Source organism: Hymenobacter ginkgonis (assembly GCF_009755225.1).
GTDB classification, from domain to species: domain Bacteria; phylum Bacteroidota; class Bacteroidia; order Cytophagales; family Hymenobacteraceae; genus Hymenobacter; species Hymenobacter ginkgonis.
In genome coordinates this window covers 179,634-203,507 of sequence record NZ_WQKZ01000003.1, presented here as the reverse complement: position 1 = coordinate 203,507, position 23,874 = coordinate 179,634, and the positions used below count along the sequence as shown (strand labels likewise).

The window sequence follows — 23,874 nt, the reverse complement described above, 5'->3', positions numbered from 1 at the left end:
AACGAGGTGATAGAGGTATTTCCTTTCGGCAGCAGGACGTGCTTTTTTGACTTCACTACCTAATCTATTGCCGAATAATTTACGTTCGGCTGTAATGCCTACCCCCCTCTTGGCGATGAAGCTATTGCACTGCGTGGCCCACCGGGCCCGCTGCTACTTCTACCGTCATGGAAATTTTCGATAACCTCGCCAAGGCTGCCAAAGGCTTTTTTGTGGAGCCTGACCCGACCGGAGCACCCGCCAAAACGGCGGGCAGCCCCCTACCCTCTGCTCAGCCAAGCAATGCCGCTGCCCGGCCTACCTCCCCGGCGCCGGGGCAGGCCGAGCAGCGGCACCTCGACCACATGGCTAGCCTGCTGGCCGGTGATGGCAAAGACTTCGCGGCTTATATGAAGATGGTGAAAAGCATGGCCGCCGCCGGCCTGAGCGGCCCGCTGCTTTACCAAACGGCCTTCAACGCCTTCAGTGCTGTGAATGGCTCGACGGTGCCTGCATTGCTAGCGTCGGCTGGCGAGTTTGAAGCAGCCCTGGCCACCGACCGCGACAAAGTGCTGGCCCGCCACCGCGAAAAAATGGGTGAAGCCGTGGGCAACGGGGCGCCCGGCGTAGTGATGCAGCTGACAGAAAAAGAGCGCCAATTGGCCGCCGACCTGGCTGCCCTCAGCCAGCAGCTGCAAGCCAAGCAGCAGCAGCTAGCCGACACCCAGCAGCAGCTAGCCACCGAGCGCCAAAAAACGCAGGCCGCGCTGGCGTCTTACGAGTTGGCGCAGTCAGCCGCTTTGGCCGAGCTTCAGGCTCATCGCCAGGCAGCCACTAGTTTTTTGAGCGGCGGTGCAGCGGCGTAAAGCCTACCCCTAGCCCGAGCTGATAGCAACAAAAAAGCCCCGCCTAGGTATCGGCGGGGCTTTTTTAGAAGTGAATTTTTGGGCCTTAGCGGCGACGACCGAAGATGCGCAGCAAGAATAAAAACAGGTTGATAAAGTCGAGGTACAGCGTGAGAGCGCCCAGGATGGAGGCTTTGTGGCTGGCTTCTTCGCCTTCGGTTACGCCAATGAAGGCGATTTGCTTGAGCTTCTGCGTGTCGTAGGCCGTGAGGGCTGTAAAGAGCAGCACGCCTACAAACGAAGCCACCAGCGACAGCGCCGAGCTTTGCACAAACATGTTCACTACCAAGGCGATAAATAGCCCGATAATGGCCATGCTTAGTATTTTACCCCAGCCCGACAGGTCGGACTTGGTGAAGTAGCCGTACAGGCTCATTACGCCAAACGTGGCGCCCGACACGAAGAAAGTAGAGGCAATCGAATCGGCCGTGTAGGCCATAAATATCACGCTCAGCGTCAGGCCGTTGAGCAGGGCATAGGCTAGAAAAGCGGTTTGCACTTCGGCACGGCTCCACTGGGCGGCGCGGGCCGTCATAAAGCCCACAATGAGCAACTCGGCAATGATGAGCCCAATAAAGAGAAAGCGCGTACCGAAGATGAACTGCTGCATGGCCGGGGAAGACGCCGTGAACAGGGCTACCCCCCCGGTTAGGCTCAGGCCGGCGGCCATCCAGCCATATACTTGGGCAAAAAACTGCGCCTGAATTCGGGCCGCTTCTTCGGCCGAAAGCTGACGCGCAATGGAGCGGTCAAATTGATTTTCGTTCATAACAAGGAAAAGATGAGCAGCGTAAGCAGATACCTACGCCAAAGTACGAACTTTGGCTAGCACCGGCGGTAGTAGTAGCAATTTTGCGGCCGACTTACCGCCTTGCCCCCTGGCCTGTCCTTATGTCTGCTTCCGCTCATTACCGCCGCAACGAGGCGCTGCGCACTATTCGGCCCGGCTACGCCGGCAACAAGCTTATTGGCAAGGAATTTTGCAATGGCGAGGCACTTTTCGAGCCGCATTTCAGCACCGTACTACGCTGGCAACTAACGGCTAACCCTCAGAAAGAGGAGAAAAAACGCGATACCTGGGTGCCCCAGGTAGTACCCTGCGCCGAGGCTTTTTTCTCGACCGAGGACATGCTGGTTTGGCTGGGCCACGCCTGCTTTTTGCTGCGCGTGAAGGGGGTAAGCTTGTTGTTTGACCCGGTGCTGTTCAGCTCATTTGGGTTGCGCCACCGCCACGCCCTACCCTGCCGCCCCGAGGATGTGCGCAACATCGACTACCTGTTGCTTTCGCACGGCCACCGCGACCACCTCGACGAGCAATCCATTAAGCTACTAACCCAGCAAAACCCGCAGATGCGGGCGCTTTCTTCGCTGCGCATGGCGCCGCTGCTGCGCAGCATGGCCCCTACCCTGCCCGTGCAGGAGGCAGGCTGGTGGCAGCAGTACGACCTGGGGCCAGCTGCTCCTTTTGAGATTTATTACCTGCCCGCCAGCCACTGGCACCGCCGCGGGGTATTCGACCTCAACCAAGTACTGTGGGGTAGCTTTTTAATTAAGACCGAGGACCGGCTTATCTACTTCGCCGGCGACACGAGCTACGGCGACCACTTCGAGCACATCGAGCAAACGTTCGGGCCGCTCGATATTGTACTCATGCCCATTGGCGCCTACAAGCCGCCTTTTATGATGCACATGAGCCACGTGAACCCGCACGAGGCAGCCAAAGCGGCCAATATCCTGCGGGCGGGCCACGTGGTGCCCATGCACTACGGCACCTTCGACCTCTCAGACGAGCCCGCCTCCGAGCCGCTGCGCCTGCTTACGGAAGTAGCAGCCGGCGGCTTGCTACGCGGCGCCTTGCACGCGCCGGCCGTGGGCGAGGTGCTGCGCTGGCCACAATGGGAATAATATACTCTATTTAGATAGCACGTCATGCTGAGCTTGTCGAAGCATCTCTACCACGCCGTTAGCTTACTAATTTAAGCGGCGCGAGCGAGATGCTTCGACAAGCTCAGCATGACGGAGAAACGGTGGATTACCTTTGCGACCTATGTCGCCTACCCTCGTTCTCAGCCTCATCGCGGGCTACTTTGTCGTGCTGGTTATTATTGCGCTGCTCACCTCGCGCAAGGCTACTAGCGAAAGCTTCTTTGTGGCCAACCGCAACGCGCCCTGGTACATGGTGGCGTTTGCCATGATTGGCACCTCGCTTTCGGGCGTCACTTTCATCTCGGTGCCGGGCAACGTGTACGGCAAAAGCTGGAGCTACCTGGCCGTGGTGGCGGGCTACGTGGCGGGCTACCTCGTCATTGGCACCGTGCTGATGCCCCTATACTACCGCCTGCGGCTGGTGTCCATCTACACCTATCTAGAGCAGCGCTTTGGCTACTGGAGCTACAAAACGGGCGCCCTGTTCTTCTTAATTTCGCGGGCTTTGGGCTCGGGATTGCGGCTTTACCTGGTGGCGGGCGTATTGCAACTGGCGGTGTTTGATAAAATGGGCGTGCCGTTTGCGGTTACCGTGATGGTCAGCATCTTATTCATTTACCTCTACACCTTTCGCGGCGGTCTCAAAACTATTCTCTGGACCGACACCTTCCAGACGCTGGCCATGCTGAGTTGCGTGGGTTTGAGCATCTACTTCATCTCGTCGGAGCTGAACCTGAGCTTCAAGCAACTGGTAGCTACGGTGCGCGGCAGCGAAATGTCGCACATCTATTTTTCTGATTTTAAAGACGATAAATTCTTCTGGAAGCAATTTGCCTCCGGCATGTTCATCACCATCGTGATGACGGGCCTCGACCAGGATTTGATGCAGAAAAACCTGAGTTGCCGCAGCCTCGGCGACGCCCAGAAGAATATGTTCTGGTTTACCATTGTGCTGGTGGGCGTCAACGTGCTGTTTCTCACGCTGGGGGTGCTGCTCTACCAATACGCAGCAGCTAAAGGTATTCACCTCAGCGAGTTGCCACAGCTCCTTACCCCCAAGGGCACGCTCGACACCGACCGCGTATTTCCTTACCTGGCTACCACCCACTTCACGCTGTTTGCGGGTATCATCTTCATTCTGGGTATTATCGCGGTCACTTACGCTTCGGCCGACTCGGCACTCACGGCGCTTACCACCTCGTTTTGCGTCGATTTTATCAACATCAAGCAGTACGCTGAGGCCAAGCAAACGCGCATTCGGCAGCTCACGCACCTGGGCTGGTCGGTGGCGCTGATTTTGATTATCCTAGTTTTCCGGGTCATCAACGAGCAAAGCCTAATTGACGCCGTGTTCAAAACCGCGGGCTACACTTACGGGCCGCTGCTGGCGCTTTATAGCTTCGGCATTTTTACGCGGCGGCGCTTCCGCGAGCGGCTGGTGCTGCCCGTGTGCATTGTGGGGCCGCTGCTTACGCTGCTCATCGTGGCGCACTCGGTAGAGTGGCTGGGCGGCTACAAGTTTGGCTTCGAGATTTTGCTACTTAACGGGGCCATCACCTTTCTGGGCCTACTATTGATTTCGCGGCCCGATAACCGAACCGAAGCCGCGCCTATTTTGTCCTAAATCGTGGCGGTTGCCGCTTGGCTAGCCGCTGACTTTTCCTATCCTATGCGCCTTTATCTCTTCTCGTTACTACTCGCTACCCCCTTGCTGGCGCTGGCCCAAACCAAGCCTACCCCCGCCAAAGCCCCCATCACCCTCACGCCCGGCAACATGCAACTGCAAGCGGGCGGCGGCGCCGAAAATCGCCCCGACCATGCCCCCGAGTTTCCGGGCGGCGAGGAAGCCATGGGCGAGTTTTTTACCAAAAACGTGCAGATTCCCGTTAAGGCCAAGCAAGCCCGCGTGACTGGCGACGTACTTGTGACGGCCACCGTGGGCACCGATGGCAAGCTCATCAACCCCAAAGTAGCTAAGGGGCTTACCCCCGAGTGCAACGCCGAAGCCCTGCGCGTGGTGCAAACCCTACCCCCCTGGCAGCCCGCCACCCGCCGCGGCGTGCCGGTGCCCGTGCTGGTGCAAGTGCCCGTGCCATTTGATAATGCGGGGGTAGTAAAATTTGAAAACGACCGCAAAGTGCCCCGCTCCACGAAGGATGCGCCCGGCTTGAATTAAGGGCCCTAGCCTAGAAGAATAACTAAAAAGGACGTCCTACTGAACGCCGTGAAGCATCTCGCTCGCTTCGTTCAACGATTCACGCGAGGTGCTTCACGGCGTTCAGTAGGACGTCCTTTTTGAAAGTAATTATCAGCAAGAAGGCCACGCCTTTAAAGCAAGCGCAGCCTTTGTTCGTCTAGCAAATAAGTAGGCCGGCCCCAGCCAGCCCCGATTAAATTATGGCTCGAAGTGGAATGAATACCAGCGGCACCGACCTCACGGCCGACCTGCCCAAACCAAAAGTAAATAAAGAGTCGCTTCAGCGTAGCCTGCGGATTTTTAAGTTTGTATTGCCCTACCGGGCTAAGTTTATCGTAGGCTTGGTGATGCTGCTGCTCAGTAGCAGCACGTTTATGGCCTTTCCGTGGGTGGCGGGTAAGCTCGTGGATGCCGCTAACCACAAGCCCGTTATCCTACCCGGCGGCCTCACCCTCAACATTGACCGCATTGCGCTGCTGCTGTTTTTGGTGATTGTGTGCCAGGGCTTTTTCTCGTTTGGGCGCATCTGGTTTTTCACGCAGGTGAGCGAGTTTACGGTGCGCGACATTCGACAGGCGCTTTACGCCAAATTCGTGCAGCTGCCCATCCCGTTTTTTGAGCAAAACCGCGTGGGAGCTATCACCTCGCGCATTACCAGCGACGTTGCCCAAATCCAGGACACGTTTTCGCTGACGCTAGCCGAGTTGTTTCGCCAGGTGTTCACGCTGCTGGGCGGCATCACGTTCATCATGCTGGTGTCGGTGAAATTGTCGCTGTTTATGCTGGTCACGTTTCCGCCTATCGTGCTGGCGGCGGGGCTGTTTGGCCGCAAAATCCGCACGCTGGCCAAGACTACCCAGCAAGAGTTAGCGCACACCAATACTATTGTGGAAGAAACCTTGCAGGCCATTAACTCGGTAAAGGCGTTTACCAACGAGAAGTTTGAAACGGAGCGCTACACCCTTTCGCTGGGCAAAGTGGTACGGGCCGCGCTGCAAAGCAATATGTACCGCGGCGGCTTCGTGTCGTTTGTCATTATTGGCCTGTTTGGCGGCATCATTCTAGTACTGTGGCGCGGGGCTACCCTCGTGTATACGGCCGGGCCCGGCCACCTCGAAATCGGCCAGCTTGTGTCGTTCATTATCTACACGGCTTTCATTGGCGCCTCGGTGGCCGGCTTGGGCGAACTATATGGCAAGGTGCAAAGCACGTTGGGCGCCTCCGAGCGTATCCTCGAAATTCTGGACGAAACCCCCGAGCCTACCCTACGCGAGCCAGCTACTGGCCTAGTGCCAGCCCAAATTCGCGGCGATATTCGCTACGAGCACGTGGTATTTCGCTACCCTACCCGCCCCGATATGGCGGTGCTGCAAGACATTGACTTTCATATTGCGGCGGGCGAAAAAATCGCACTCGTCGGCCCCAGCGGCGCGGGCAAAAGCACCATTGCGGGGCTGCTGATGCAGTTCTATCCCCTCAGCGGCGGCCGCATCTTGGTAGATGGGCACGACGTGGCCGATTACGACCTAACCTCCCTGCGCCGCCACATCGGCATTGTGCCGCAGGAAACGCTGCTCTTTGGCGGCACCATCCGCGAGAACATTGCCTACGGCAAGCCGGGCGCTACCGATGCCGAAATCATCGAAGCGGCCCGCCGCGCCAACGCCTGGCAGTTCATTCAGCATTTCCCTGAGGCGCTTGATACGGTGGTCGGCGACCGCGGCGTGAAGCTCTCGGGCGGGCAGCGCCAGCGCGTGGCCATTGCCCGCGCCATCCTGAAAAACCCAGCTGTCCTCATCCTCGACGAAGCTACTTCTTCGCTCGACAGCGAAAGCGAAAAGCTCGTGCAGGGCGCCCTCGACGAACTGATGCAAAATCGCACCAGCCTCATCATTGCCCACCGCCTCAGCACCATCCGCAAGGTCGATAAGATTTTGGTTATTGACGGCGGCCGCATTGTGGAGGCCGGCACCCACGAGGAATTGAGTGACCGAGCAGGCGGGCTGTACGCCAATTTGCTGCGCTTGCAGTTTGAGTTGGCGTAGAAGCCGATTTGCTCTAACGAGTAGGGCCACCCATTCGCTAGCGAATGGGTGGCCCTACTCGTTAGAGCAAATCGGCTTAAGAAACCTTCATCTTAAAGCAGTGCCTTGCCCCGCATTAGCACCCAATACAGCCCACCTGCCACGAAGAAGCCCACAAACCACGCGTAATTATATAGCTCCAGCAACCAGGGCCACACAGTTGCTTTGTCGAGTACGCCGATGGCCGCCAAGAAGCCCGGCACACTAGGCAAAATACCCAGTACCAGTGCCACAATGGCCACGGGATTGAAGCCGCGGCTATAGGTATAACGGCCTTCGTGCTGATACAAGTCACTCAGTGACAGTTCTTGGTGGCGCAGCAGGTAGTAGTCGGTAATGAGAATGCCGCCGATGGGGCCAAGCAGCGCCGAGTAGCCCACCAACCAAGTAAAAATGAAGCCGCTGGGGTCGGCGATGAGCTTCCAGGGGAAGATGAGCAAGCCCACTACCCCCGTAAAATACCCACCCGACCGGAAGCTGATACGCTGGGGCGCGAGATTGGCAAAGTCGTTGGCGGGGCTTACGATATTGGCCGCGATGTTGGTAGCCAGCGTAGAGAGGGCCACGGCAAGCATGGCAAAAGTTACGAGCCAGCGGCCTTCGAAGCGCCCGGCGAGCACCACCGGGTCCCAGATGGTGGTGCCGTAAATGAGGAGCGTGGCCGACGTGACGGCTACCCCTACAAACGAGAACAACGTCATGGGTAGGGGTAGGCCCAGCGCTTGGCCCAGTTGCTGCGAGCGCTGACTGGTGGCATAGCGCGTAAAATCGGGAATATTGAGCGAGAGTGTGGCCCAAAAGCCCACCATGCCCGTGAGCGAGGGAAAAAAGAACTTCCAAAACCCGTCGGGCGTGGCAAAATGAGAGGGCTGCGCCAAAATAGGCCCCAGCCCATGCCCGGCCGAGATGGCCCACCACAGCAGCGCCAACGCCGCTAGGGGCAGGAAAAAGGCTTTGAATACCAGCAGCTTGCGAATGCTATCGACGCCGAGGTATACTACGTACATATTCAGCAGCCAGAACAGGAAGAACGTGATGGCCGGCCCCGTCGCGAGCCCCCAGCTCGCCGGAAATACGGGGGGTAGGGTGCCCAGCGCGGGCCACCAGCGCACGGCCAGCTGGTAAATGGCGTAGCCGCCAATCCAGGTTTGGATGCCAAACCAGCCGCAGGCAATGACGGCCCGCAGCAGCGCCGGCACATTGGCCCCCAGCACCCCAAAGCTAGCCCGCGCAAATACCGGAAATGGAATGCCGTAGCGCGTGCCCGCCCGGCCATTCAAAATCATGGGAATGAGCACGATGGCGTTGCCCAGAAAGATGGTGAGCAAGGCCTGCCACCAGTTCATGCCGCCCTGGATGAGCGAGCTGGCCAGCATGTACGTGGGAATGCACAAACTCATGCTAATCCAGAGCGCGGCATAATTCCAGGTGCCCCAGGTACGGGCAGCGGGCGCTACCGGAGCTAGGTCTTCGCTGGTAAGGCTGGCCGCTGGGGCTGCTTCGGCCGCAACGGGGGGGTAGGGAATTTCCATGCTGCTAGGGTGGGCGGCGTGGGTGCCACACGCCCGCCCGCAGCCGCAAGCTACGCGCCTACGCGCACTTAGCCAAGCACTTGCCAGCTAGCCCCGCTAAACTTGCTACGCAGCACAGCCTATTTATTATCCTATGTAATCAGTACCACCCCGCCTTAAACACAAAACGCCGGCTGGCCCTATTTGGGCCAGCCAGCGTTCGTAGTGCACTAGGTGCAGATACTACATTTTGGTTTTCATCTTGCCTTTGCCATCCGACATCGAGCCTTTTTGCTTGTGGGTTTTGCGGCTTTTGGTGGCGTTGGTGGTATTATCGGCGTTGCCCATGGTGCCATCGACACTGATGCTAGCAGGGTCATTTACGCCGGTGCCCGACTGGTTGAGGGGGCGTGGCACGGTCAGGGTACCGTTTTCGGTAGTGGTGCCGGTGGTGGTGCCAGTAGTAGTGGGGGTAGTCTGGGCAAAGGCTACATTGCTGAGGCAAATGGCGCAGGCAGCAAGCAACAGGGATTTGGCGGTGTTCATAATCAAAAGGAAGGAATGTGGAAAAGGAAGCGGCCTCCTCGGCCTGCTCTCGGCGGTGTATACGCCGCGTGGGCAGGCAGCGTTACCAAAGCCACCTTTTTACCCGGTATTTGTCCAATGGGCAGTTTGCGTGGGCACTAGGCACACGCAGGCAGCCTAGCCATTGATTACCAGTCTGTTTTCTTCCTACAGTCCGGCGTGTAAACCAGCCGCTACCCCCCTATCGTTGCCCAGGCGCGGCACCTTATTTTGCCCGCCCAGTTTGCCCACGCTTTTCATATACCGCTGAAACGCGCCCGCCGGCAGCGCCGTGAGCAGCAGCGGCGCCAAGATGTTGCCCTGGCGCAAGTCGTCGTAGTAGGTATTGAGCTGGCGCATGGTGGCCTCGAGCACAGCCGCGAAGCCGGCCGCGTCGCGGGGGGGGTAGGCAAACTCGACCAGCCACTCATGGCGCGAGGGCTGGCCGGCCTCCTCACCCACGAGCGGGGCTACGGTGAACTCGGTCACCTCGGCTTCGGGGTGCTGGCGCACGGCTTCGCGCAGGGCGGCCTCCACTTCTTCGCCGATAACGTGCTCGCCAAAAGCGGATAAAAAGTGCTTGATGCGGCCCGTAACCACTACGCGGTGCGGGTGCAAGTCCACGAAGCGCACGGTGTCGCCGAGCGAGTAGGCCCAAAGGCCGGCATTGGAAGTGAGCACGACGGCGTATTGCTTCCCCAGTTCGACTTCGGCAATGGTGAGGCGGGGCGGGTTTACTTCGAAGAAACGCTCAGCGGGCACAAATTCAAAGAAAATGCCGCTGGCTAGGCGCAGTAGCAGGCCAGGATTGCCGGGCTGGTCCTGAAAAGCTAAAAAGCCTTCGGAGGCCGGAAACAATTCGATGCTATCGACCGCCCGGCCAATGCTTTCGAGGAGGCGGGCGCGGTAGGGTTCCATACTCACGCCGCCCGACACAAAGAGGTCGAACTGCGGAAACAGCTCGCCCACCGGCCGGCCGGTGCGGGCCGTGAGGCGGTCGAAATACATCTGCACCCAGGGCGGAATGCCCGAGATGAGCGTCAGGGGCTGGCCCAGCGTTTCGCCCACGATGGCGTCGAGCTTGGTTTCCCAGTCTTCGAGGCAGTTGGTGGCGTAGCTGGGCAGCTGGTTGCGGCGCAGGTAGGCCGGCACGTGGTGGTTGACGATGCCCGAGAGCCGGCCCGTTGGAATGCCGCCTCCCGGCCCTACCCCCTCCAACTCGGGCGAGCCGGACAGGAAAATTAACTTGCCGTCCAGAAAGCGGGCGCGGCCGGTGGCGGCCACGTAGTGCAGCAGGGCATCTTTGGCGCCGTTGATGTGGTTGCCGATGCTGGCCTGGGTGATGGGAATGTACTTGGCGCCGCTGGTGGTGCCGCTGGTTTTGGCCAGGTACAGCGGCCGGCCGGGCCACAGCACATCGGGCTCGCCGGCCTTCACGCGGTCGAAGTAGGCCTTGCCAGCTTCGTAGTCGCGGATGGGCACGCGGGCCGCAAAGTCGGCCGACGTCTGAATAGCCCCAAAATCGTGCGCCCGCCCAAAGGCCGTGCCCGTCGCGGCGTGCACCAATTGGTGTAGCAGGCGCCGCTGCGTAGCGGCCGGCGCCTGCTGCCACTGCTGGTAGCGGTGCACGGTGTAGGCAGCCAGCGGGCGGCTCAGAATGGCTTTAATTCCCATGCTTAATTTTCGATGCAGCAACTTGCTGGCCCCGCCAAAACTAAGGTGTATCGCGGGCACGGCGGCTAAACCCTGTCTTAATCGGATTAGTAGCTGGCGGCCGCCACACTTGATGCATCTAGTAATAGCTTGTTTAATATTTAATGCTTACATAGTAAACAAAACAAAAGACCCGCAGTTGCACGTACGCACAACGCTGGCGCCTTTGCCAGCCCTTATTCTTCCCCTTTTTCTTCTCCACATCATGATTAACCAACGCGGTAAAGCTGTTTGGAACGGCGACATGAAAGGCCACGGCACCATCACTACCCAGAGCGGCCTGTTAGATGCCCAGTACTCGGTAGGCTCACGCTTTGAGGGCCAGAAGGGTACCAACCCCGAGGAGCTGATTGGCGCGGCCCACGCCGGTTGCTACACCATGTTCCTGACCAACGTGCTCACGCAGCACGGCCACACGGTGGACACCATCACCACGACCTCAACCGTGACGCTGGACCCGACCCAGAACCCGCCCAAAATCACCAAAATTGCGGTAAGCACCGAAGGTAAAGTGACCGGCGGCAATATCACGCCCGAAGACTTCCAGAAGCACGCCGAGTTTGCCAAGGCCAACTGCCCGGTATCGCAGGTGCTGAGCGCCGTGCCCGAAATGACGCTCGAAGCCAAGCTGACTTAACATTACGAATTAAAAAGTAGAAATTATGCAGGAGGATTCGGGCTTCTGAGGAGGCTATTTTCCGATTCATAATTTCTACTTTTTAATTCGTAAGTAGCTTTGCCCCATGCCCACTGGTACTACCCGCATTCGCCTACGCCCCGCCAACTCATCGCGCCTCTCGTTTGGGGTGCAGGTTTCGCTCGTTCTTTTTGCCATTGCCTACGCGCTGCTGATGCTGCGCAATTCGCCCGCCAGCCAAGATTTTTACTGGCTGCATTATGTGTTTCTAGCTATTTGCGCCTTGTATTTGGGCTTTATTCTGGTGCACAACGCGCCGGTATTTGGCACACAGAGCTACTTCGAGTTTGCGCCGGGCTACCTCGTGCACAAGGCGGGCTTGTTTCGGCCGAAGCAGGTATTTGCAGCCGAAACTATGAGCCTGCTGGAGCTGCTACCCCGCCAATTGCGGGTAAGGCTCAAGGATGGCGACATCCACGTGCTGAATATGCGCGAGGTGAAAGGTACCCGCCGCCGCGCCATGCTGCGCGGCCAGCTCGAAGGCTTTGCCAAACGTTATGGGGTAGCGTTGCGCGAGGATGCCTCCGCTGCCAAATAAGCTTAACCAACGCTAAACAGGCTGAGTGCGGCAGCAGGTAACTGGCACGCAGCAAGTAACTTGCTACCCTGAATAAGTCTTTCCTGAGTAGCTAACTGAGTTGCTCACTTGTTTTATTGAATCCGGATGCTGGCAAAACTGACTCTTTCGCTGCTGCTAACTGTGGGCGTTGGGCAGGTGGCTACGGCCCAGAATTGCCCCGACCCACGCGCGACCAACTACAACCCCAACGCCGTTGGCAACGACGGCTCGTGCCAGTATCCCCTCACCAGCACGGCCCTGCCCCCCAAAACCAAGCTGGCCGATGAGGTAGCCGAAAGCTCGGGCTTGCAGTACACGGGCGGTCAGCTCTGGACCTTCAACGATAGCGGCAATGCGCCGGTGCTTTTCCGAGTCGACTCGACCGATGGGCACGTGGTGCAGCAAGTGCGCATCACCAATTTTGGCAACGTGGATTGGGAGGATATTGCCGCCAGCGCGCAGTATCTGTACATCGGCGATGTGGGCAACAACAACGGCGACCGCCGCGACTTGCGGGTGCTACGCGTGCCCAAATCGGCCCTTGGCCCGGCGGCCAGTACCGCCGCGGCGGAAGCCATCGAGTTCAGCTACCCCGACCAAACCGATTTTACGCCCCGCACCAACCGGCACAATTTCGACTGCGAGGCGCTCTTTTTTGCCAACGACTCGCTGCACATCTTCACCAAAAACTGGGTCGATTTGCAAACTCGCTACTACACCGTGCCAGCCACGCCGGGCACGTACGTAGCGCACCTCAAAGGCACTTTTAAGGTAAATGGGCTGGTAACGGCCGCCGACATCAACGCCACGGGCACCGTAGCGGCCCTGCTGGGCTACAACGCCAGCGATACCTCCACGTTTATGTGGTTGCTGTCGGGCTTCACGGGCACCCATTTTTTGCAGGCTAACAAGCGCCGCATCGAGCTGCCCAGCGCCCTAGAAATTGGCCAGGCCGAAGGGCTCACCTTCGTGAGCCGCAGCCGCGTATTCATCTCCAACGAGCGCATCTCGAACTTTCTTTTCACGGTGCCGCAGCAACTGTACGCGCTCAGCACCAGCGTGTGGCTGGCGCCTACGGTGCTGGCTACTGCCGCGCCCCAGGCAGCGGTCAGCTTTACGGTGGTGCCCAACCCTGCCCACCATACGCTGCACATCGAACGAACGACAGGGGTAGGCGCCGCTACCAGCCTGCTGCTGCAAGACCTGCAGGGCCGCACCGTCTTAACTACTACACTGGCCGCCAATCGTTTGGCACAAGATGTTGATATCTCGGCAATAGCGACGGGCGTGTACGTGGTAAAAATCAAGTCGCCCCAAGGCAGCTTTTCCCAGAAAATAGCGGTGCAGTAAGCTGGTTGGTTGGGAGTGAAGTAGGCGGCGCGGTTGGGTTTTCGGCCCGAACATCTTTCCTTTACGGCCGTTTCTGGCCTTACCAACTTTTCTATTCCCTTCCCATGCCCCTCTCCCCCGACGTTCAGCAGCGCATCAACACCTGGCTTACCCCCGCCTACGACGCTGATACCCAGGCCGAAATAAAACAGCTTATTGATACGCAGCAGGATGATGCCCTCAATGACGCCTTCTACCGCTCGCTAGAATTTGGCACCGGCGGCTTGCGTGGCATCATGGGTGCGGGCTCGAACCGCATGAACCGCTACACGCTGGGCATGGCTACGCAGGGGTTGTGCAACTACCTGAAGCAGAGCTTCCCGGACCAGGAAATTAAAGTCGCCATTGCGCACGACTCGCGCAACAACTCGCGCCTGTTTGCCGAGACGGTGGCGGGTATTTTTTCGGGCAACGGCATCACGGCGTACCTGTTTGACGACCTGCGCCCTACCCCCGTACTTTCGTTTGCCATCCGGCACCTGGGCTGCCAGAGCGGCTGCGTTATCACGGCCTCGCACAACCCCAAGGAGTACAATGGCTACAAAGTGTACTGGAACGACGGCTCGCAGGTAGTGGCCCCACACGATAAGAACATCATCACGGAGGTAAACAAAATCACTGACCCCAGCGAGGTGAAATTCACGGCAGACCCCAGCCGCATCCACCTTATTGGGCAAGAAGTTGACAACGCCTACCTGGCCGAGTTGAAGAAGCTGAGCATCGACCCGGCGGCTATTCAGCGGCAGCACGATTTGGGCATTGTGTACACGCCCATCCACGGCTCGGGTATTAAGATGGTGCCGCCCGCGCTGGCCGAGTTTGGCTTCACCAACGTGAGCGTGGTACAGGCGCAGGCCGTGCCCGACGGCAATTTCCCCACGGTGCAGTCGCCCAACCCAGAGGAAAAGTCGGCCATGCAACTGGCCCTGGACCAAGCCAAAGCCCAGAACGCCGACATCGTACTTGCTACCGACCCCGATGCCGACCGGGTGGGGGTAGGCGTCAAAAACAGCAAAGGCGAATGGGTGCTGCTCAATGGCAACCAAACCGCCGCGCTGCTGACGCACTATATCCTGTCGGCGCGCCAGCGCGCGGGCAAGGCTCAGCCCAACGATTTTATCGTGTACACCATCGTGACGAGCGAAATCCTGGGTGATATTGCCCGGCACTACGGCGTGAAGTCGTACCGCACGCTCACGGGCTTCAAGTACATTGCTGGCCTCATCCGCGACCTCCGCGGCCAGGAAACTTACATCTGCGGCGGCGAGGAAAGCTACGGTTTCCTCATCGGCGACTTCGTGCGTGATAAAGACGCGGTATCGGCCTGCGCCCTCGTAGCCGAAATGGCCGCTGTAGCCAAGGACCAGGGCCGCACGCTTTATGAGGAAATGGAGCGCATGTACGCCGAGTACGGCCTCTACGTTGAAGACCTTATCTCGCTGACTAAGAAGGGCCAGCGTGGCGCCGAGGAAATCCAGGAGATGATGGTGGAGCTGCGCAAAAACCCGCCTACCACCCTGGCCGGCTCACCAGTAGTTGAAATCCGCGATTTCCAGACCGGCAAAATTCAGCATCTGCGCACCAACCAGGAAGAGAGCACCGGCGTCGAAAGCTCCAACGTGCTGCAATTTCTCACCGAGGCCGGCGACAAGATTTCGGCCCGCCCCAGCGGCACCGAACCCAAAATTAAGTTCTATTTCAGCGTGAAGGAGCCGCTGGGCTCTATCGCCGATTACGAGGTAACGCACCAAAAAGCGGAAGCCAAGATTCAGCGTATTATCGAAGAAATGCAGTTGAAGTAACAAGCAGGTCTATCAGAAAAGAACGTCCCGCTGAGCTTGTCGAAACATCTCAACCGCATCGTTGGATGAGGCGGTAGAGGTGTCTCGACAAGCTCAGCGGGACGTTCTTTTTTGGTTTTCTCAAGGGCACATGCCCCTAACTTATTCCTAAGCGCGCTGCAATTGCATCTGCTTTACTTGCTGCGTCAAATCGAGTACCATGCTGGCCAAGTGCTCCAGCGACACGCCACCGATGGGGAACGCGCTGCTGATGTAGCTCTTAGCTTCCCAAATCTCGAGCACATCCTCGGCCCGCACATCGTAGGGCGAGTACAGCGGGTTGTCCGACTGCAAGGCAAACATCGAGCTTTGCTTCAGTTTATTATATACGCGCTTAAATACAATACCATCTTTTTGGCTAACCACAATGCACGGCGTGCCATCCTTGATAGCCGCCCAATCATCGACGTAACGGCCTACGATGGTGGTGCCGCTGGCGAGGGGTAGCATCGAATCGCCCGCGATTTCGAAGGCGCGGTAAGTGCCCGTGCTAGCCAGCATCGGCAACCGGAAGCGGGGTAGCTCCTCAATAAATTCGCGGTCGGCGTAGCCATTTAGGTAGCCGGCGGCGGCTTTGAGCGGCACTAACTCAATATTTTCTTTTTCATCCAGGCCCACGGTGAAGGCCAGCACCCGCATGGGCTTGTCCTCGGGTAGGGTATCGGTGAGGGGACCGGCTTCGCGCAGGGCAGCCGCCGTTTTGGCGTTCTTGCGCTTCGTAAAGTCGGTGGTAGCCAGCGAGTCAAGTGGAATATTGAATAGCCGGGCCATGTTCACGAGGGTGGCCAAGCGGGGCTCGGCACGGCCTTCTTCGTAGGCGCCCACCAGCGAGCGCTTAATGCTTAGTTTATCAGCTAGTTGAGCCTGCGTCAGGCCTAGCTCGCGGCGCCAGAACTTGAGGTTAGTATTAATCATAACAGTAGAGATGCAAGGGAGGGAAAAACCCAGCGCGGTGGGCACGCGACGCACAAAACCAGCAACACAGCACGCAAGTTACTAATTCCATTAGACTTGCCAACGCTAATGGGGTGGGAATTGTTGGCAGAAATATTTTTTTGATTAGCCCACCGCAAAAACAGCCGCCTCTGCTCGGGGCGGCTGTTTTTGCGGTGGGCTGTTTTGAGGCTACAGGTTCAGGCTAGGTTTGGGCGAGTCGGCCCACCATTCGTCATTCGTCCAAAACTCATTCCAGCCCAGCTTGGCATATTTAGGATTAATCTCGCCCATGCGTTCATCAAGCATAAAGTCCTTAAATACGTAGGGCGCTACTGCTGCCACATCGGGCGCCACGATAAAGGACTTGACCTGTCCGGTTGACACATTTCGCCGGTTGCCGCGCAGCAGCAGTCCAGCGCCGCGCGTGGGCAGCTTTTCGTCCATGCCTTCAAAAGCAAACACATAGACGAAGCCCGACCTTTGGTTGGGCACCGCGTAAAAATCCAGCAACACTTCTCCCTCGAAGAGGCCGCTATTTTCCTGCTGCTCTTCTTGCAGCTGTAGCTGGGCGCGAGCCGTGTAGGTACGGCCGGCGAGCGAGTCAGCCGCCTTCTCCTGCTGGTTGGCCAGCGCCTGCAAAAAGCCAGGATACGATAAGTCGGCTACCTGCCGCACGGTGAGCGTGCCAGTGAAGGGGCGGATATTTTTGCGGTAGCGACTTTTCCCAACCACGTGGTACACGGCCGGGTCAGTTGCATCGCGGGTCACTTGGGTGAATACCATCGCAAAGTGGTAGTGGTCGGGGCCAAAAAACCCTTCAACGCATTCGGCATTGCCATCGCGGTAATGGCCAAAGTTCTGCCAGAGGTGCGATAAGTCGTTGGTGTGCAACAAGTCGCGCATGGGTAGCGTCAGCGTATCGGCGGCCGAAAATAGCGCCGGCAATGGCTGCACATTTTTGGCGGGGCTAGCTGGCTGGGCGGTGGCAACGGGCACGCCAGCCGCCGCGGTGGCAGTGGTTTGGGTGGCCTGGGGCTGGCAGGCGGCGCTAGCACAAGCCAGCGCGAATAAAGTAAGCGTTTTTTTCATAAGCTTATACAACAAGGCCTTACAGGCTCAGGCTAGGCTGGGGCGACCTGGCCCACCACTCGTCGTTTTCCCAGAGAGTATTCCACAAAAACGCTTGCACTTGCTGCGTATCCTGGACTAGCTACGAAGGCACATCGGCCCGCAACACCTTACGGAACCGTACAGGTATTGGCAGCGGTGGCAACCTGCGGCTGGCAGGCAGTGATTCCTAAAGCCAGCCCGAACACCCAGTATAACTTTTTCATGCTGCCAAATTACGGCGCAGCTTATTCATTATTTCCCGCAAGAAGTACCGACCCAAGCCTAGTTCTAACAGCACTTCGGCCAGGATTAAATTGCCTACCCACGAGAGCCATGTCACCGTCAGGTAAGTTTCTAGCGGCTTGGTACCGAAGGCATAATACATGACATAGCTTTCGCCGCGCAGCGCCAGCGCCGCCAGCGTTACGGCGTAGGAGCGCACCAGCCAGTCGGCGTGACGGGACCACTGCTGCTGGCGAGCAGCGCGATAAGCCACCCAGGTAGTGAGCCACCACACTACGCATTGCAGCGTGAAGCCTACTTGCGCCGCAAGCCCGCCATTGGCGAAGCGCGCCAGGATGAGCCCTGACGGTGCCGCCAGCCCCAGAATACCAACCACGTAGCCGTAGCCCAGCCAGCGGTGTAGGCGGGGCCCTACCCCCGCCACCGGCGGCAACCATTGCAGCAGGCCCAGCACTAGCACGACCAGGCTACTGGTGATGTGCACGTAGAAACCCAACCGAAACCATAGGCTATCGTTGGTTTCGTCGCTTTTAGTAGTCAGAAAGTGGATGCCCTTCTCGAAGGTGTAGTAGGGCAGTGTTTTGGTGAGCATCAGGGCCGCAAAGGCGGCGATGAGTAGGGTAGCGGAGAACAGCAGGAGTTTGCGCAGCATGCCGCCCTACCCCCGCTGCAGCTTGATACCCGCCAGCCGCAGCTGGAAGTAGTCGTACTTCTCGCGCAAATGGTCGAAGAGGTCGCGTAGGGCGGGTGCACCGCCGAGCTGCGCACGGGCCGCCGCTATTTCGGCCACCTGCGAGTCGGAGAGAAAATCTTGCAAGCGCAGGTCGAGGCCTTTGGCATAGGCCCGCTCGAGGTGGGCACGCACGGTGCCCACCACCAAGCCGCGCTGCTCGGCAATTTGGTCGGGGGTAAGGCCCTGGCGGTGCAGTTGAAAAGTGGTGTCCTCGGTGCTATTTACGTCGCGGTCGGCAGCCTTGGCAGCGGTGCGGGGGGTAGGCGCGGGCGCGAAGTCCTCTTCGGCGTCTTCCACGTTGGGCACGGGGCGCGGCGGGCCGTGCTGGATGATGGCCTCGATGAAGGCCTCGCCGTACGTCTCGAATTTCTTCATGCCTACCCCCGACACCGAGAGCATGGCCACGCGGCTGGTAGGCTGCTCGCGGGCCATTTCCTGGAGGGTAGTGTCGGTGAAAACCACGTAGGGCGGCACGCCCTGCTCGTCGGCAATTTGCTTGCGCAGCTGGCGCAAGCGCTCGAAAAGCTTGGCCTCGGGCGAGCCAGAACCAGCCGCGGCGGCATCGGCAGCCGCTTTTTTGGAGGCCCGGGTTTGCTTTTCGGCTTTCTCGGCCACCTGAAATTTCTTGAGCGAAACGGGCAGCTGGCCTTTCAATACCTGCTGGCCACGCTCGGTAATTTTGAGGGCGTAGCCTTCTTCGTAGGCGATGTAGAAGAGGCCGTCGTTCAGCATCTGGTGCACGTAGCTGTACCAGTCGAGGTAGGGCAAATCTTGGCCCGCGCCGTAGGTTTTGAGCTGGTCGTAGCCGTGTTGCAGCACCGCCTGGTTGCGCATGCCGCGCAGGATGTCAATCAACAAATTGATGGCTACGCGCTGCTGGGTGCGGGCGCTGGCCGACAATGCTTTCTGGGCCAGCAGCGTGCCGTCGAAGGTAATGGGCGGGTTGCGGCAAATGTCGCAGTTGCCGCAGTCGTGGCCCAAATCTTCGCTGAAATAGTGCAGCAAGATGCGGCGGCGGCAGCTAGCAGCTTCGGCAAACTGCTGCATACGCTCGAGCTTAGCCGTGTTGAGCTGGGCTTGGCGCTGGGGCACGTCCTTGGTCACCATTTCGCGCATCGACATCACGTCAGCGAAGCTGTAGAACAGCAAAGCGGTGGCGGGGCTGCCGTCGCGGCCGGCGCGGCCGATTTCCTGGTAGTAGCCCTCGATGTTTTTGGGCAAGTTGTAGTGCATCACCCAGCGCACGTTGCTCTTGTCGATGCCCATGCCAAAGGCGATGGTGGCCACAATTACTTGCAAGTCATCCTGCAAAAAGGCCTCCTGCACGCTACCCCGCTGGTTGGGCGTCATGCCGGCGTGGTAGTGGCCCGCCTTGATGCCTTTTTGCTGGAGTTTCTGGGCCACGGTTTCGCAGGTCTTGCGCGAGAGGCAATAGATGATGCCCGCGTCCTTAGGGTGGCGGCCGATGAAGTCCAGTATTTGGCCTAGCCGGTCTTGGCCAGGGCGCACCACGAGGTTGATATTGGGCCGGTCGAAGCTCGACAAAAATACCTTGGGCTCGTGCAAATGGAGCTGGGTGCGAATGTCGCGCTGCGTGAGGCGGTCGGCCGTGGCCGTGAGGGCGATAATGGGCGTGCTCGGAAAATGCTGCCGCAGCGCCCCGAGCTGCGTGTACTCGGGCCGAAAATCGTGGCCCCAGCTCGAAATACAGTGCGCCTCGTCGATGGCAAAAATACTGACATTCACCCGCGTCAGAAACTGCAAAAAGCCGTCGCTCAACAGTTTTTCGGGGCTCACGTACAATAGCTTAAGGTGCCCACTCAGCGCCGCCCGCGTGATGTCGCTAGCCTCGCTCTGGCCCACGCTGCTGTTAATGTAAGCCGCCACGATGCCGTTGGCTTTCAGGGCCTCCACCTGGTCCTTCATGAGCGCGATGAGCGGCGATACCACCACGCACACGCCTTCGCTCACCACGGCCGGAATCTGGAAACACACCGACTTGCCGCCGCCGGTGGGCATGAGCACTACCGTATCGTTGCCCGCCAGAATGCTCTGAATAATATCGCCCTGCATGGGCCGAAAATTGTCGTAGCCATAGTACCGCTTGAGGGCCTGGCGGGCGGCAGTAAGTTGAGGAGCAGGAGCGGTAACGGCGGACATAAGGCACTTCGGTCGAAAGATTAAAATAACAATCGCCTACACGAAGTTCCAAAGAATTTAGCCAACGTAGGCTTGGCCGGATGCTGGCACTGCATTAAGCAGTAAATAGCCTCGCAGGAGTAGCCTTCTGCTCAGCGAAAAAGCTCCCAACAAATATTTTTGATGGCTGCTTGTGAAAGGTAGAATTGTCGTCGTCGCTTACCTTCGCGACGCGCAGCTATTTTAGCAACTCGCAGTTAGTAAGTCCTTTGCTCCTAGACTTATGCAGCCTGCTCACCGCTCCCCTGCTCCGTTGCACCTAGCCTTCGTGGCAGCTTGCTTATTACTGGCTGCTTACCTCCCCACTTGGTACAAGCTATGGTTTGTGGCCGAAAGTGGCCATTACGGTGGCGGCACAGTTTGGGAGTGGCTGTTGCTACTTGGCTTGTACCGACGCTGGCGCCCAGCGCTTGCCCTCACCTATGCCTACCTACTGCTACAACTTCTGGTGGCGGGTTATATCCTGCCGCATAATATCACCGCGGGCGGCCCGCTCCTGGGCTTTGTGCTCACCGGCAGCCTTCAGCTGGCTGGGCTGCTCACCCTCTATAATTCGAGCGCTATTCAACGCTACTTAGAGGCTTCACTACCGGCGCCCCTTGCTGAATAGTCGCCACTTAGGCCGAGTTCAGTAGCCCGCATCAAAAAAAGCGACACCCGGCCGGGTGTCGCTTTTTTTGATGCGGGCTAAAACGAGCCGTTTACTTCAGCGCACCTTTCAGGCCTTCCACTGCAAAGGCTTGGGCTTGCTTGGCTTCGGGTACTACGGCGGCCATGCCAAAAAACTCGTGCGTTACGCCATCATAATTCTGGTATTTTACGGCTACGCCGGCTTTTTGCAGGTTGTCGGCCAGCATTTTACCCTCACTCATCAGGGGGTCATACTGGTCGGTGATGAGCGTAGTGGGGGGTAGGCCCTTGAGGTTGGCGTGCACCAAGTCAATCATGGGGCTCTTGCCATCGGCGGGCGTACGCAGATAATGCTTGAAGAACCAGGCCATCAGGTCTTTGTTGAGGGGCTTGGTTTGCGTATTCGCCAGGTACGAAGGCGTGTTCAGGTCGTAGCCAGCAATGGGATACACCAGCAGTTGGTATTTAGGCAACTGCACCTTTTTATCGCGGGCCATCATGCTCACGGCGCAGGCCAGGTTACCGCCGGCGCTCTCACCAGCCACGGCTACGTGCTGTGGGTCGCCTTTGAAGCTAGCCGCGTTTTTGAGCGTCCACTGGTAAGCCGCAAAAGAGTCGTTGTGAGCGGTCGGAAACTTGTTTTCCGGGGCCTGGCGGTAAGCCACCGATACCACGATGGCACCCGTCTGCTCGACCAGGCTGCGCACCGAGGCGTCGTACGTATCGAGGTTGGCAATAACCCAGCCGCCGCCGTGGTAATACACGATGACTGGCAGCGCACCGGCAGCCCCCTTGGGCGTGTAAATGCGCACTTTCACGCCGGGCATCACCGCGCGGCTCATGGTGTCGGCGGTAGAAGGAGGAGTAGGAACCTTGAATTTACTCATCGTCGCCATGGCGGCGTCGGCGGCGCTGGGAGCCTTGCGGGCCTCCTGCGGGGTCATTTTGGCGAGTGGCGTGGGGCCGCTCATGGCCGTGAGTTGCTCGATAACGGCCTGCATTTCGGGATGGATGCCAGGGCCCCAAGCTGGCTTAGGGCCGCTGGGCTTCACGGGCAGCGGCGCGCTGGCCGTGGCGGCGGTGTCGGCCAGTGGCTTAGCAGTCGCGGTCGAGTCGCTAGCGGCGGTGGCACTAGTGGTTTCGGAGGTTTGGCTAGTGTTGCAAGCGGCGAGCAGGCCCAGAGCAGCTACGGGTGCGGCCCAGCGCGCTGAAGCGCTTTTCCAAGAGTAAGACATAGAAGTCAGGTGGTAAGAGGATTTGAATGCGAAAGTTGCATACGGCCTTTCCGCCTAAACCGCTGCAAAACTCTTGTTATCAATCTGTTCTTACCCTGATTTTCAGAGCATTATTTAGCAGTTAAATCCAATTTACAGAACCGGTGCGGCGGGGGGCACCCGGCGCGAGCCTCGGTACAACTCATACTTCAACAAGCGGCAATCAATGGGGCCATTGAACAGCGGTATGCGCCGCGATACTTTCAGGCCGATGGCTTTCGCGGCCTCCAAGTTTCCGGTGAAAATAAAGGCTTCGTAGCCATGAAAATTCGTTTTCAGCGCGTCGCCGATGGTCTTATAGAGCGCGTCCATCTGGGCTTCTTCGCCAATGCGCTCGCCATAGGGCGGGTTGGTGAGGAGAATACCGGGTGGCTGGTCGGCGGGGGGGTAGGCGTCGCGCACGTCGCGCACCGAGAGCCGGATGCACTCGTCGAGGCCAGCGGCTTCAATGTTTTGGGCCGCCTGGTCTATCACGCGGGGGTCGAGGTCGGAGCCGGCCAGGTAAGCCTGGGGCTCTTCAAGACGCTGGGCTTTGGCCTCTTCGCGCACTTGCTGCCAGAGGTCGGCATCGAAGTCGGGCCAATTCTCAAAGCCAAACTTGCCCTGGTGAAACAGGCCCGGCGCGATGCGCTGGGCAATGAGGCCAGCCTCGGTAAGGATGGTGCCCGAACCGCACATGGGGTCAATGAGCGTGCTTTTGCCGTCCCAGCCGCTGAGCAGGAGGAGGCCGGCGGCAAGCACCTCGTTGAGCGGGGCTTCGTTGGTGCCCTGGCGGTAGCCGCGGCGGTGCAGCGAGTCGCCGGCCGCGTCGAGGCTCAGGATAACGTCGTTTTCGAGCATCCGCAGGTGAATGCGGATGTCGGGGTTCCGGGTGTCGATGCTGGGGCGCTCGCCGGTGCGCTCGCGGAACTGGTCCACAATGGCGTCTTTGGTGAGCTGGGCTACATACAGAGAGTGCTCGAAACTCGACTTGTTGACGACGGCCGTGATGGCAAACGTTTGGCCGGGGCGGATGTACTTACTCCAATCGATGCGCGTCACTTCGTCGTAAAGCGCACGCTCGTCGCGGGCGTAGAAATCGGCGAAGGGCCGCAGCAGGCGCATGGCGGTGCGGCTCCACAGCACCGTGTTGTAGAGCATTTTTTTGTCGCCGCTAAACTCAACGGCGCGGCTGCCGACGTATTCAATGGTGGCGCCGAGTTGGCGCAGTTCGTCAACCAAGACTTCTTCGAGGCCGAACTGGGTGGTGGCGGTAAGGTGCATGGCGCAAAGGTCGGGCCTGGCGAGCGGGTAGCTAGCCTACCCGCAACTATTCTATCCTTAGCGCAATGCAAACCACTATCCATTAATATATTGCGCCTGGCTAAGGGCTCGCAAATAAGCC

General features: G+C 58.7%; 20 protein-coding genes. 10 read left to right on the top strand and 10 right to left on the bottom strand.

Features of this window, described 5'->3' with window-relative positions; all coding sequences use genetic code 11:
- Nucleotides 1–167 precede the first annotated feature (167 nt).
- The gene (locus tag GO988_RS12255) at nt 168–845 is read left to right on the top strand and encodes a hypothetical protein (RefSeq protein ID WP_157565816.1); all 678 of its coding nucleotides are present in this window, start codon (nt 168–170) and stop codon (nt 843–845) included.
- Nucleotides 846–930: 85 nt separating this feature from the next.
- On the opposite strand, the gene GO988_RS12250 is transcribed toward GO988_RS12255, so the two are convergent.
- Entirely contained in the window at nt 931–1,653 is a 723-nt protein-coding gene (locus tag GO988_RS12250) for a Bax inhibitor-1/YccA family protein (protein ID WP_157565814.1), read from the bottom strand.
- A gap of 122 nt (nt 1,654–1,775) precedes the next feature.
- Between GO988_RS12250 and GO988_RS12245 the strand changes: the two genes are divergently transcribed.
- The 4 genes from GO988_RS12245 (at nt 1,776) to GO988_RS12230 (ending at nt 7,052) form a co-directional block, all read left to right on the top strand.
- Complete coding sequence (locus GO988_RS12245) at nt 1,776–2,789, top strand: MBL fold metallo-hydrolase (RefSeq protein WP_157565812.1); 1,014 nt, start codon at nt 1,776–1,778, stop codon at nt 2,787–2,789.
- Nucleotides 2,790–2,931: 142 nt separating this feature from the next.
- Nucleotides 2,932–4,434: a sodium:solute symporter gene (locus GO988_RS12240; protein ID WP_157565810.1), complete on the top strand. Its 1,503-nt coding sequence runs from the start codon at nt 2,932–2,934 to the stop codon at nt 4,432–4,434.
- Between the two features lie 45 nt (nt 4,435–4,479).
- Complete coding sequence (locus GO988_RS12235; RefSeq protein WP_157565808.1) at nt 4,480–4,986, top strand: energy transducer TonB; 507 nt, start codon at nt 4,480–4,482, stop codon at nt 4,984–4,986.
- A gap of 221 nt (nt 4,987–5,207) precedes the next feature.
- Entirely contained in the window at nt 5,208–7,052 is a 1,845-nt protein-coding gene (locus tag GO988_RS12230; protein ID WP_232341504.1) for an ABC transporter ATP-binding protein, read from the top strand.
- Nucleotides 7,053–7,144: 92 nt separating this feature from the next.
- Here GO988_RS12230 and GO988_RS12225 read toward each other — a convergent pair whose 3' ends face one another.
- From GO988_RS12225 to GO988_RS12215, 3 genes are all read right to left on the bottom strand, one after another.
- Complete coding sequence (locus tag GO988_RS12225) at nt 7,145–8,623, bottom strand: NCS1 family nucleobase:cation symporter-1 (RefSeq protein WP_157565805.1); 1,479 nt, start codon at nt 8,621–8,623, stop codon at nt 7,145–7,147.
- A gap of 222 nt (nt 8,624–8,845) precedes the next feature.
- Entirely contained in the window at nt 8,846–9,148 is a 303-nt protein-coding gene (locus GO988_RS12220; RefSeq protein WP_157565803.1) for a hypothetical protein, read from the bottom strand.
- 186 nt (nt 9,149–9,334) lie between these two features.
- Entirely contained in the window at nt 9,335–10,840 is a 1,506-nt protein-coding gene (locus tag GO988_RS12215) for a GH3 auxin-responsive promoter family protein (protein ID WP_157565801.1), read from the bottom strand.
- A 244-nt stretch (nt 10,841–11,084) separates the two neighbouring features.
- Here GO988_RS12215 and GO988_RS12210 point away from each other — a divergent pair, with 244 nt between their 5' ends.
- From GO988_RS12210 to GO988_RS12195, 4 genes are all read left to right on the top strand, one after another.
- Nucleotides 11,085–11,516, top strand: a complete 432-nt coding sequence (locus tag GO988_RS12210; protein ID WP_157565799.1) for an OsmC family peroxiredoxin — start codon at nt 11,085–11,087, stop codon at nt 11,514–11,516.
- A 106-nt stretch (nt 11,517–11,622) separates the two neighbouring features.
- Nucleotides 11,623–12,114, top strand: coding sequence for a hypothetical protein (locus GO988_RS12205; RefSeq protein WP_157565797.1), 492 nt, complete (start codon nt 11,623–11,625; stop codon nt 12,112–12,114).
- A 126-nt stretch (nt 12,115–12,240) separates the two neighbouring features.
- On the top strand, nt 12,241–13,485 hold the full coding sequence (locus tag GO988_RS12200) for a T9SS type A sorting domain-containing protein (RefSeq protein WP_157565795.1): 1,245 nt from the start codon (nt 12,241–12,243) through the stop codon (nt 13,483–13,485).
- 104 nt (nt 13,486–13,589) lie between these two features.
- The gene (locus GO988_RS12195) at nt 13,590–15,326 is read left to right on the top strand and encodes a phospho-sugar mutase (protein ID WP_157565793.1); all 1,737 of its coding nucleotides are present in this window, start codon (nt 13,590–13,592) and stop codon (nt 15,324–15,326) included.
- 147 nt (nt 15,327–15,473) lie between these two features.
- On the opposite strand, the gene GO988_RS12190 is transcribed toward GO988_RS12195, so the two are convergent.
- From GO988_RS12190 to recQ, 4 genes are all read right to left on the bottom strand, one after another.
- The gene (locus GO988_RS12190) at nt 15,474–16,280 is read right to left on the bottom strand and encodes an XRE family transcriptional regulator (RefSeq protein WP_157565791.1); all 807 of its coding nucleotides are present in this window, start codon (nt 16,278–16,280) and stop codon (nt 15,474–15,476) included.
- A 210-nt stretch (nt 16,281–16,490) separates the two neighbouring features.
- Complete coding sequence (locus GO988_RS12185) at nt 16,491–17,390, bottom strand: hypothetical protein (protein ID WP_157565789.1); 900 nt, start codon at nt 17,388–17,390, stop codon at nt 16,491–16,493.
- Nucleotides 17,391–17,631: 241 nt separating this feature from the next.
- Nucleotides 17,632–18,306 carry a DUF2306 domain-containing protein gene (locus GO988_RS12180; protein ID WP_157565787.1) on the bottom strand — a complete coding sequence of 225 codons (675 nt, stop codon included), beginning with the start codon at nt 18,304–18,306 and terminating at the stop codon, nt 17,632–17,634.
- Between the two features lie 6 nt (nt 18,307–18,312).
- Nucleotides 18,313–20,547, bottom strand: a complete 2,235-nt coding sequence (recQ, locus tag GO988_RS12175; RefSeq protein WP_157565785.1) for a DNA helicase RecQ — start codon at nt 20,545–20,547, stop codon at nt 18,313–18,315.
- Nucleotides 20,548–20,809: 262 nt separating this feature from the next.
- On the opposite strand from recQ, the gene GO988_RS12170 reads away from it, so the two are divergent.
- On the top strand, nt 20,810–21,196 hold the full coding sequence (locus GO988_RS12170) for a hypothetical protein (RefSeq protein WP_157565783.1): 387 nt from the start codon (nt 20,810–20,812) through the stop codon (nt 21,194–21,196).
- A gap of 91 nt (nt 21,197–21,287) precedes the next feature.
- On the opposite strand, the gene GO988_RS12165 is transcribed toward GO988_RS12170, so the two are convergent.
- Entirely contained in the window at nt 21,288–22,451 is a 1,164-nt protein-coding gene (locus tag GO988_RS12165) for an alpha/beta hydrolase (RefSeq protein ID WP_157565780.1), read from the bottom strand.
- A 132-nt stretch (nt 22,452–22,583) separates the two neighbouring features.
- Nucleotides 22,584–23,753 (bottom strand): THUMP domain-containing class I SAM-dependent RNA methyltransferase, encoded by a 1,170-nt coding sequence (locus GO988_RS12160; protein WP_157565777.1) that lies wholly within the window; start codon nt 23,751–23,753, stop codon nt 22,584–22,586.
- Between the last annotated feature and the right edge of the window lie 121 nt (nt 23,754–23,874).

Excerpts from the sequence above, each read along its gene's own strand:
- GO988_RS12245 (WP_157565812.1), top strand. The coding sequence starts at position 1,776 with ATGTCTGCTTCCGCTCATTACCGCCGCAACGAGGCGCTGCGCACTATT.
- GO988_RS12220 (WP_157565803.1), bottom strand. The coding sequence starts at position 9,148 with ATGAACACCGCCAAATCCCTGTTGCTTGCTGCCTGCGCCATTTGCCTC.
- GO988_RS12185 (WP_157565789.1), bottom strand. The coding sequence starts at position 17,390 with ATGAAAAAAACGCTTACTTTATTCGCGCTGGCTTGTGCTAGCGCCGCC.
- GO988_RS12195 (WP_157565793.1), top strand. The coding sequence starts at position 13,590 with ATGCCCCTCTCCCCCGACGTTCAGCAGCGCATCAACACCTGGCTTACC.
- recQ (WP_157565785.1), bottom strand. The coding sequence starts at position 20,547 with ATGTCCGCCGTTACCGCTCCTGCTCCTCAACTTACTGCCGCCCGCCAG.
- GO988_RS12255 (WP_157565816.1), top strand. The coding sequence starts at position 168 with ATGGAAATTTTCGATAACCTCGCCAAGGCTGCCAAAGGCTTTTTTGTG.
- GO988_RS12215 (WP_157565801.1), bottom strand. The coding sequence starts at position 10,840 with ATGGGAATTAAAGCCATTCTGAGCCGCCCGCTGGCTGCCTACACCGTG.
- GO988_RS12200 (WP_157565795.1), top strand. The coding sequence starts at position 12,241 with ATGCTGGCAAAACTGACTCTTTCGCTGCTGCTAACTGTGGGCGTTGGG.
- GO988_RS12180 (WP_157565787.1), bottom strand. The coding sequence starts at position 18,306 with ATGCTGCGCAAACTCCTGCTGTTCTCCGCTACCCTACTCATCGCCGCC.
- GO988_RS12235 (WP_157565808.1), top strand. The coding sequence starts at position 4,480 with ATGCGCCTTTATCTCTTCTCGTTACTACTCGCTACCCCCTTGCTGGCG.
- GO988_RS12230 (WP_232341504.1), top strand. The coding sequence starts at position 5,208 with ATGGCTCGAAGTGGAATGAATACCAGCGGCACCGACCTCACGGCCGAC.
- GO988_RS12190 (WP_157565791.1), bottom strand. The coding sequence starts at position 16,280 with ATGATTAATACTAACCTCAAGTTCTGGCGCCGCGAGCTAGGCCTGACG.
- GO988_RS12170 (WP_157565783.1), top strand. The coding sequence starts at position 20,810 with ATGCAGCCTGCTCACCGCTCCCCTGCTCCGTTGCACCTAGCCTTCGTG.
- GO988_RS12160 (WP_157565777.1), bottom strand. The coding sequence starts at position 23,753 with ATGCACCTTACCGCCACCACCCAGTTCGGCCTCGAAGAAGTCTTGGTT.
- GO988_RS12240 (WP_157565810.1), top strand. The coding sequence starts at position 2,932 with ATGTCGCCTACCCTCGTTCTCAGCCTCATCGCGGGCTACTTTGTCGTG.
- GO988_RS12205 (WP_157565797.1), top strand. The coding sequence starts at position 11,623 with ATGCCCACTGGTACTACCCGCATTCGCCTACGCCCCGCCAACTCATCG.
- GO988_RS12225 (WP_157565805.1), bottom strand. The coding sequence starts at position 8,623 with ATGGAAATTCCCTACCCCCCCGTTGCGGCCGAAGCAGCCCCAGCGGCC.
- GO988_RS12210 (WP_157565799.1), top strand. The coding sequence starts at position 11,085 with ATGATTAACCAACGCGGTAAAGCTGTTTGGAACGGCGACATGAAAGGC.
- GO988_RS12250 (WP_157565814.1), bottom strand. The coding sequence starts at position 1,653 with ATGAACGAAAATCAATTTGACCGCTCCATTGCGCGTCAGCTTTCGGCC.
- GO988_RS12165 (WP_157565780.1), bottom strand. The coding sequence starts at position 22,451 with ATGTCTTACTCTTGGAAAAGCGCTTCAGCGCGCTGGGCCGCACCCGTA.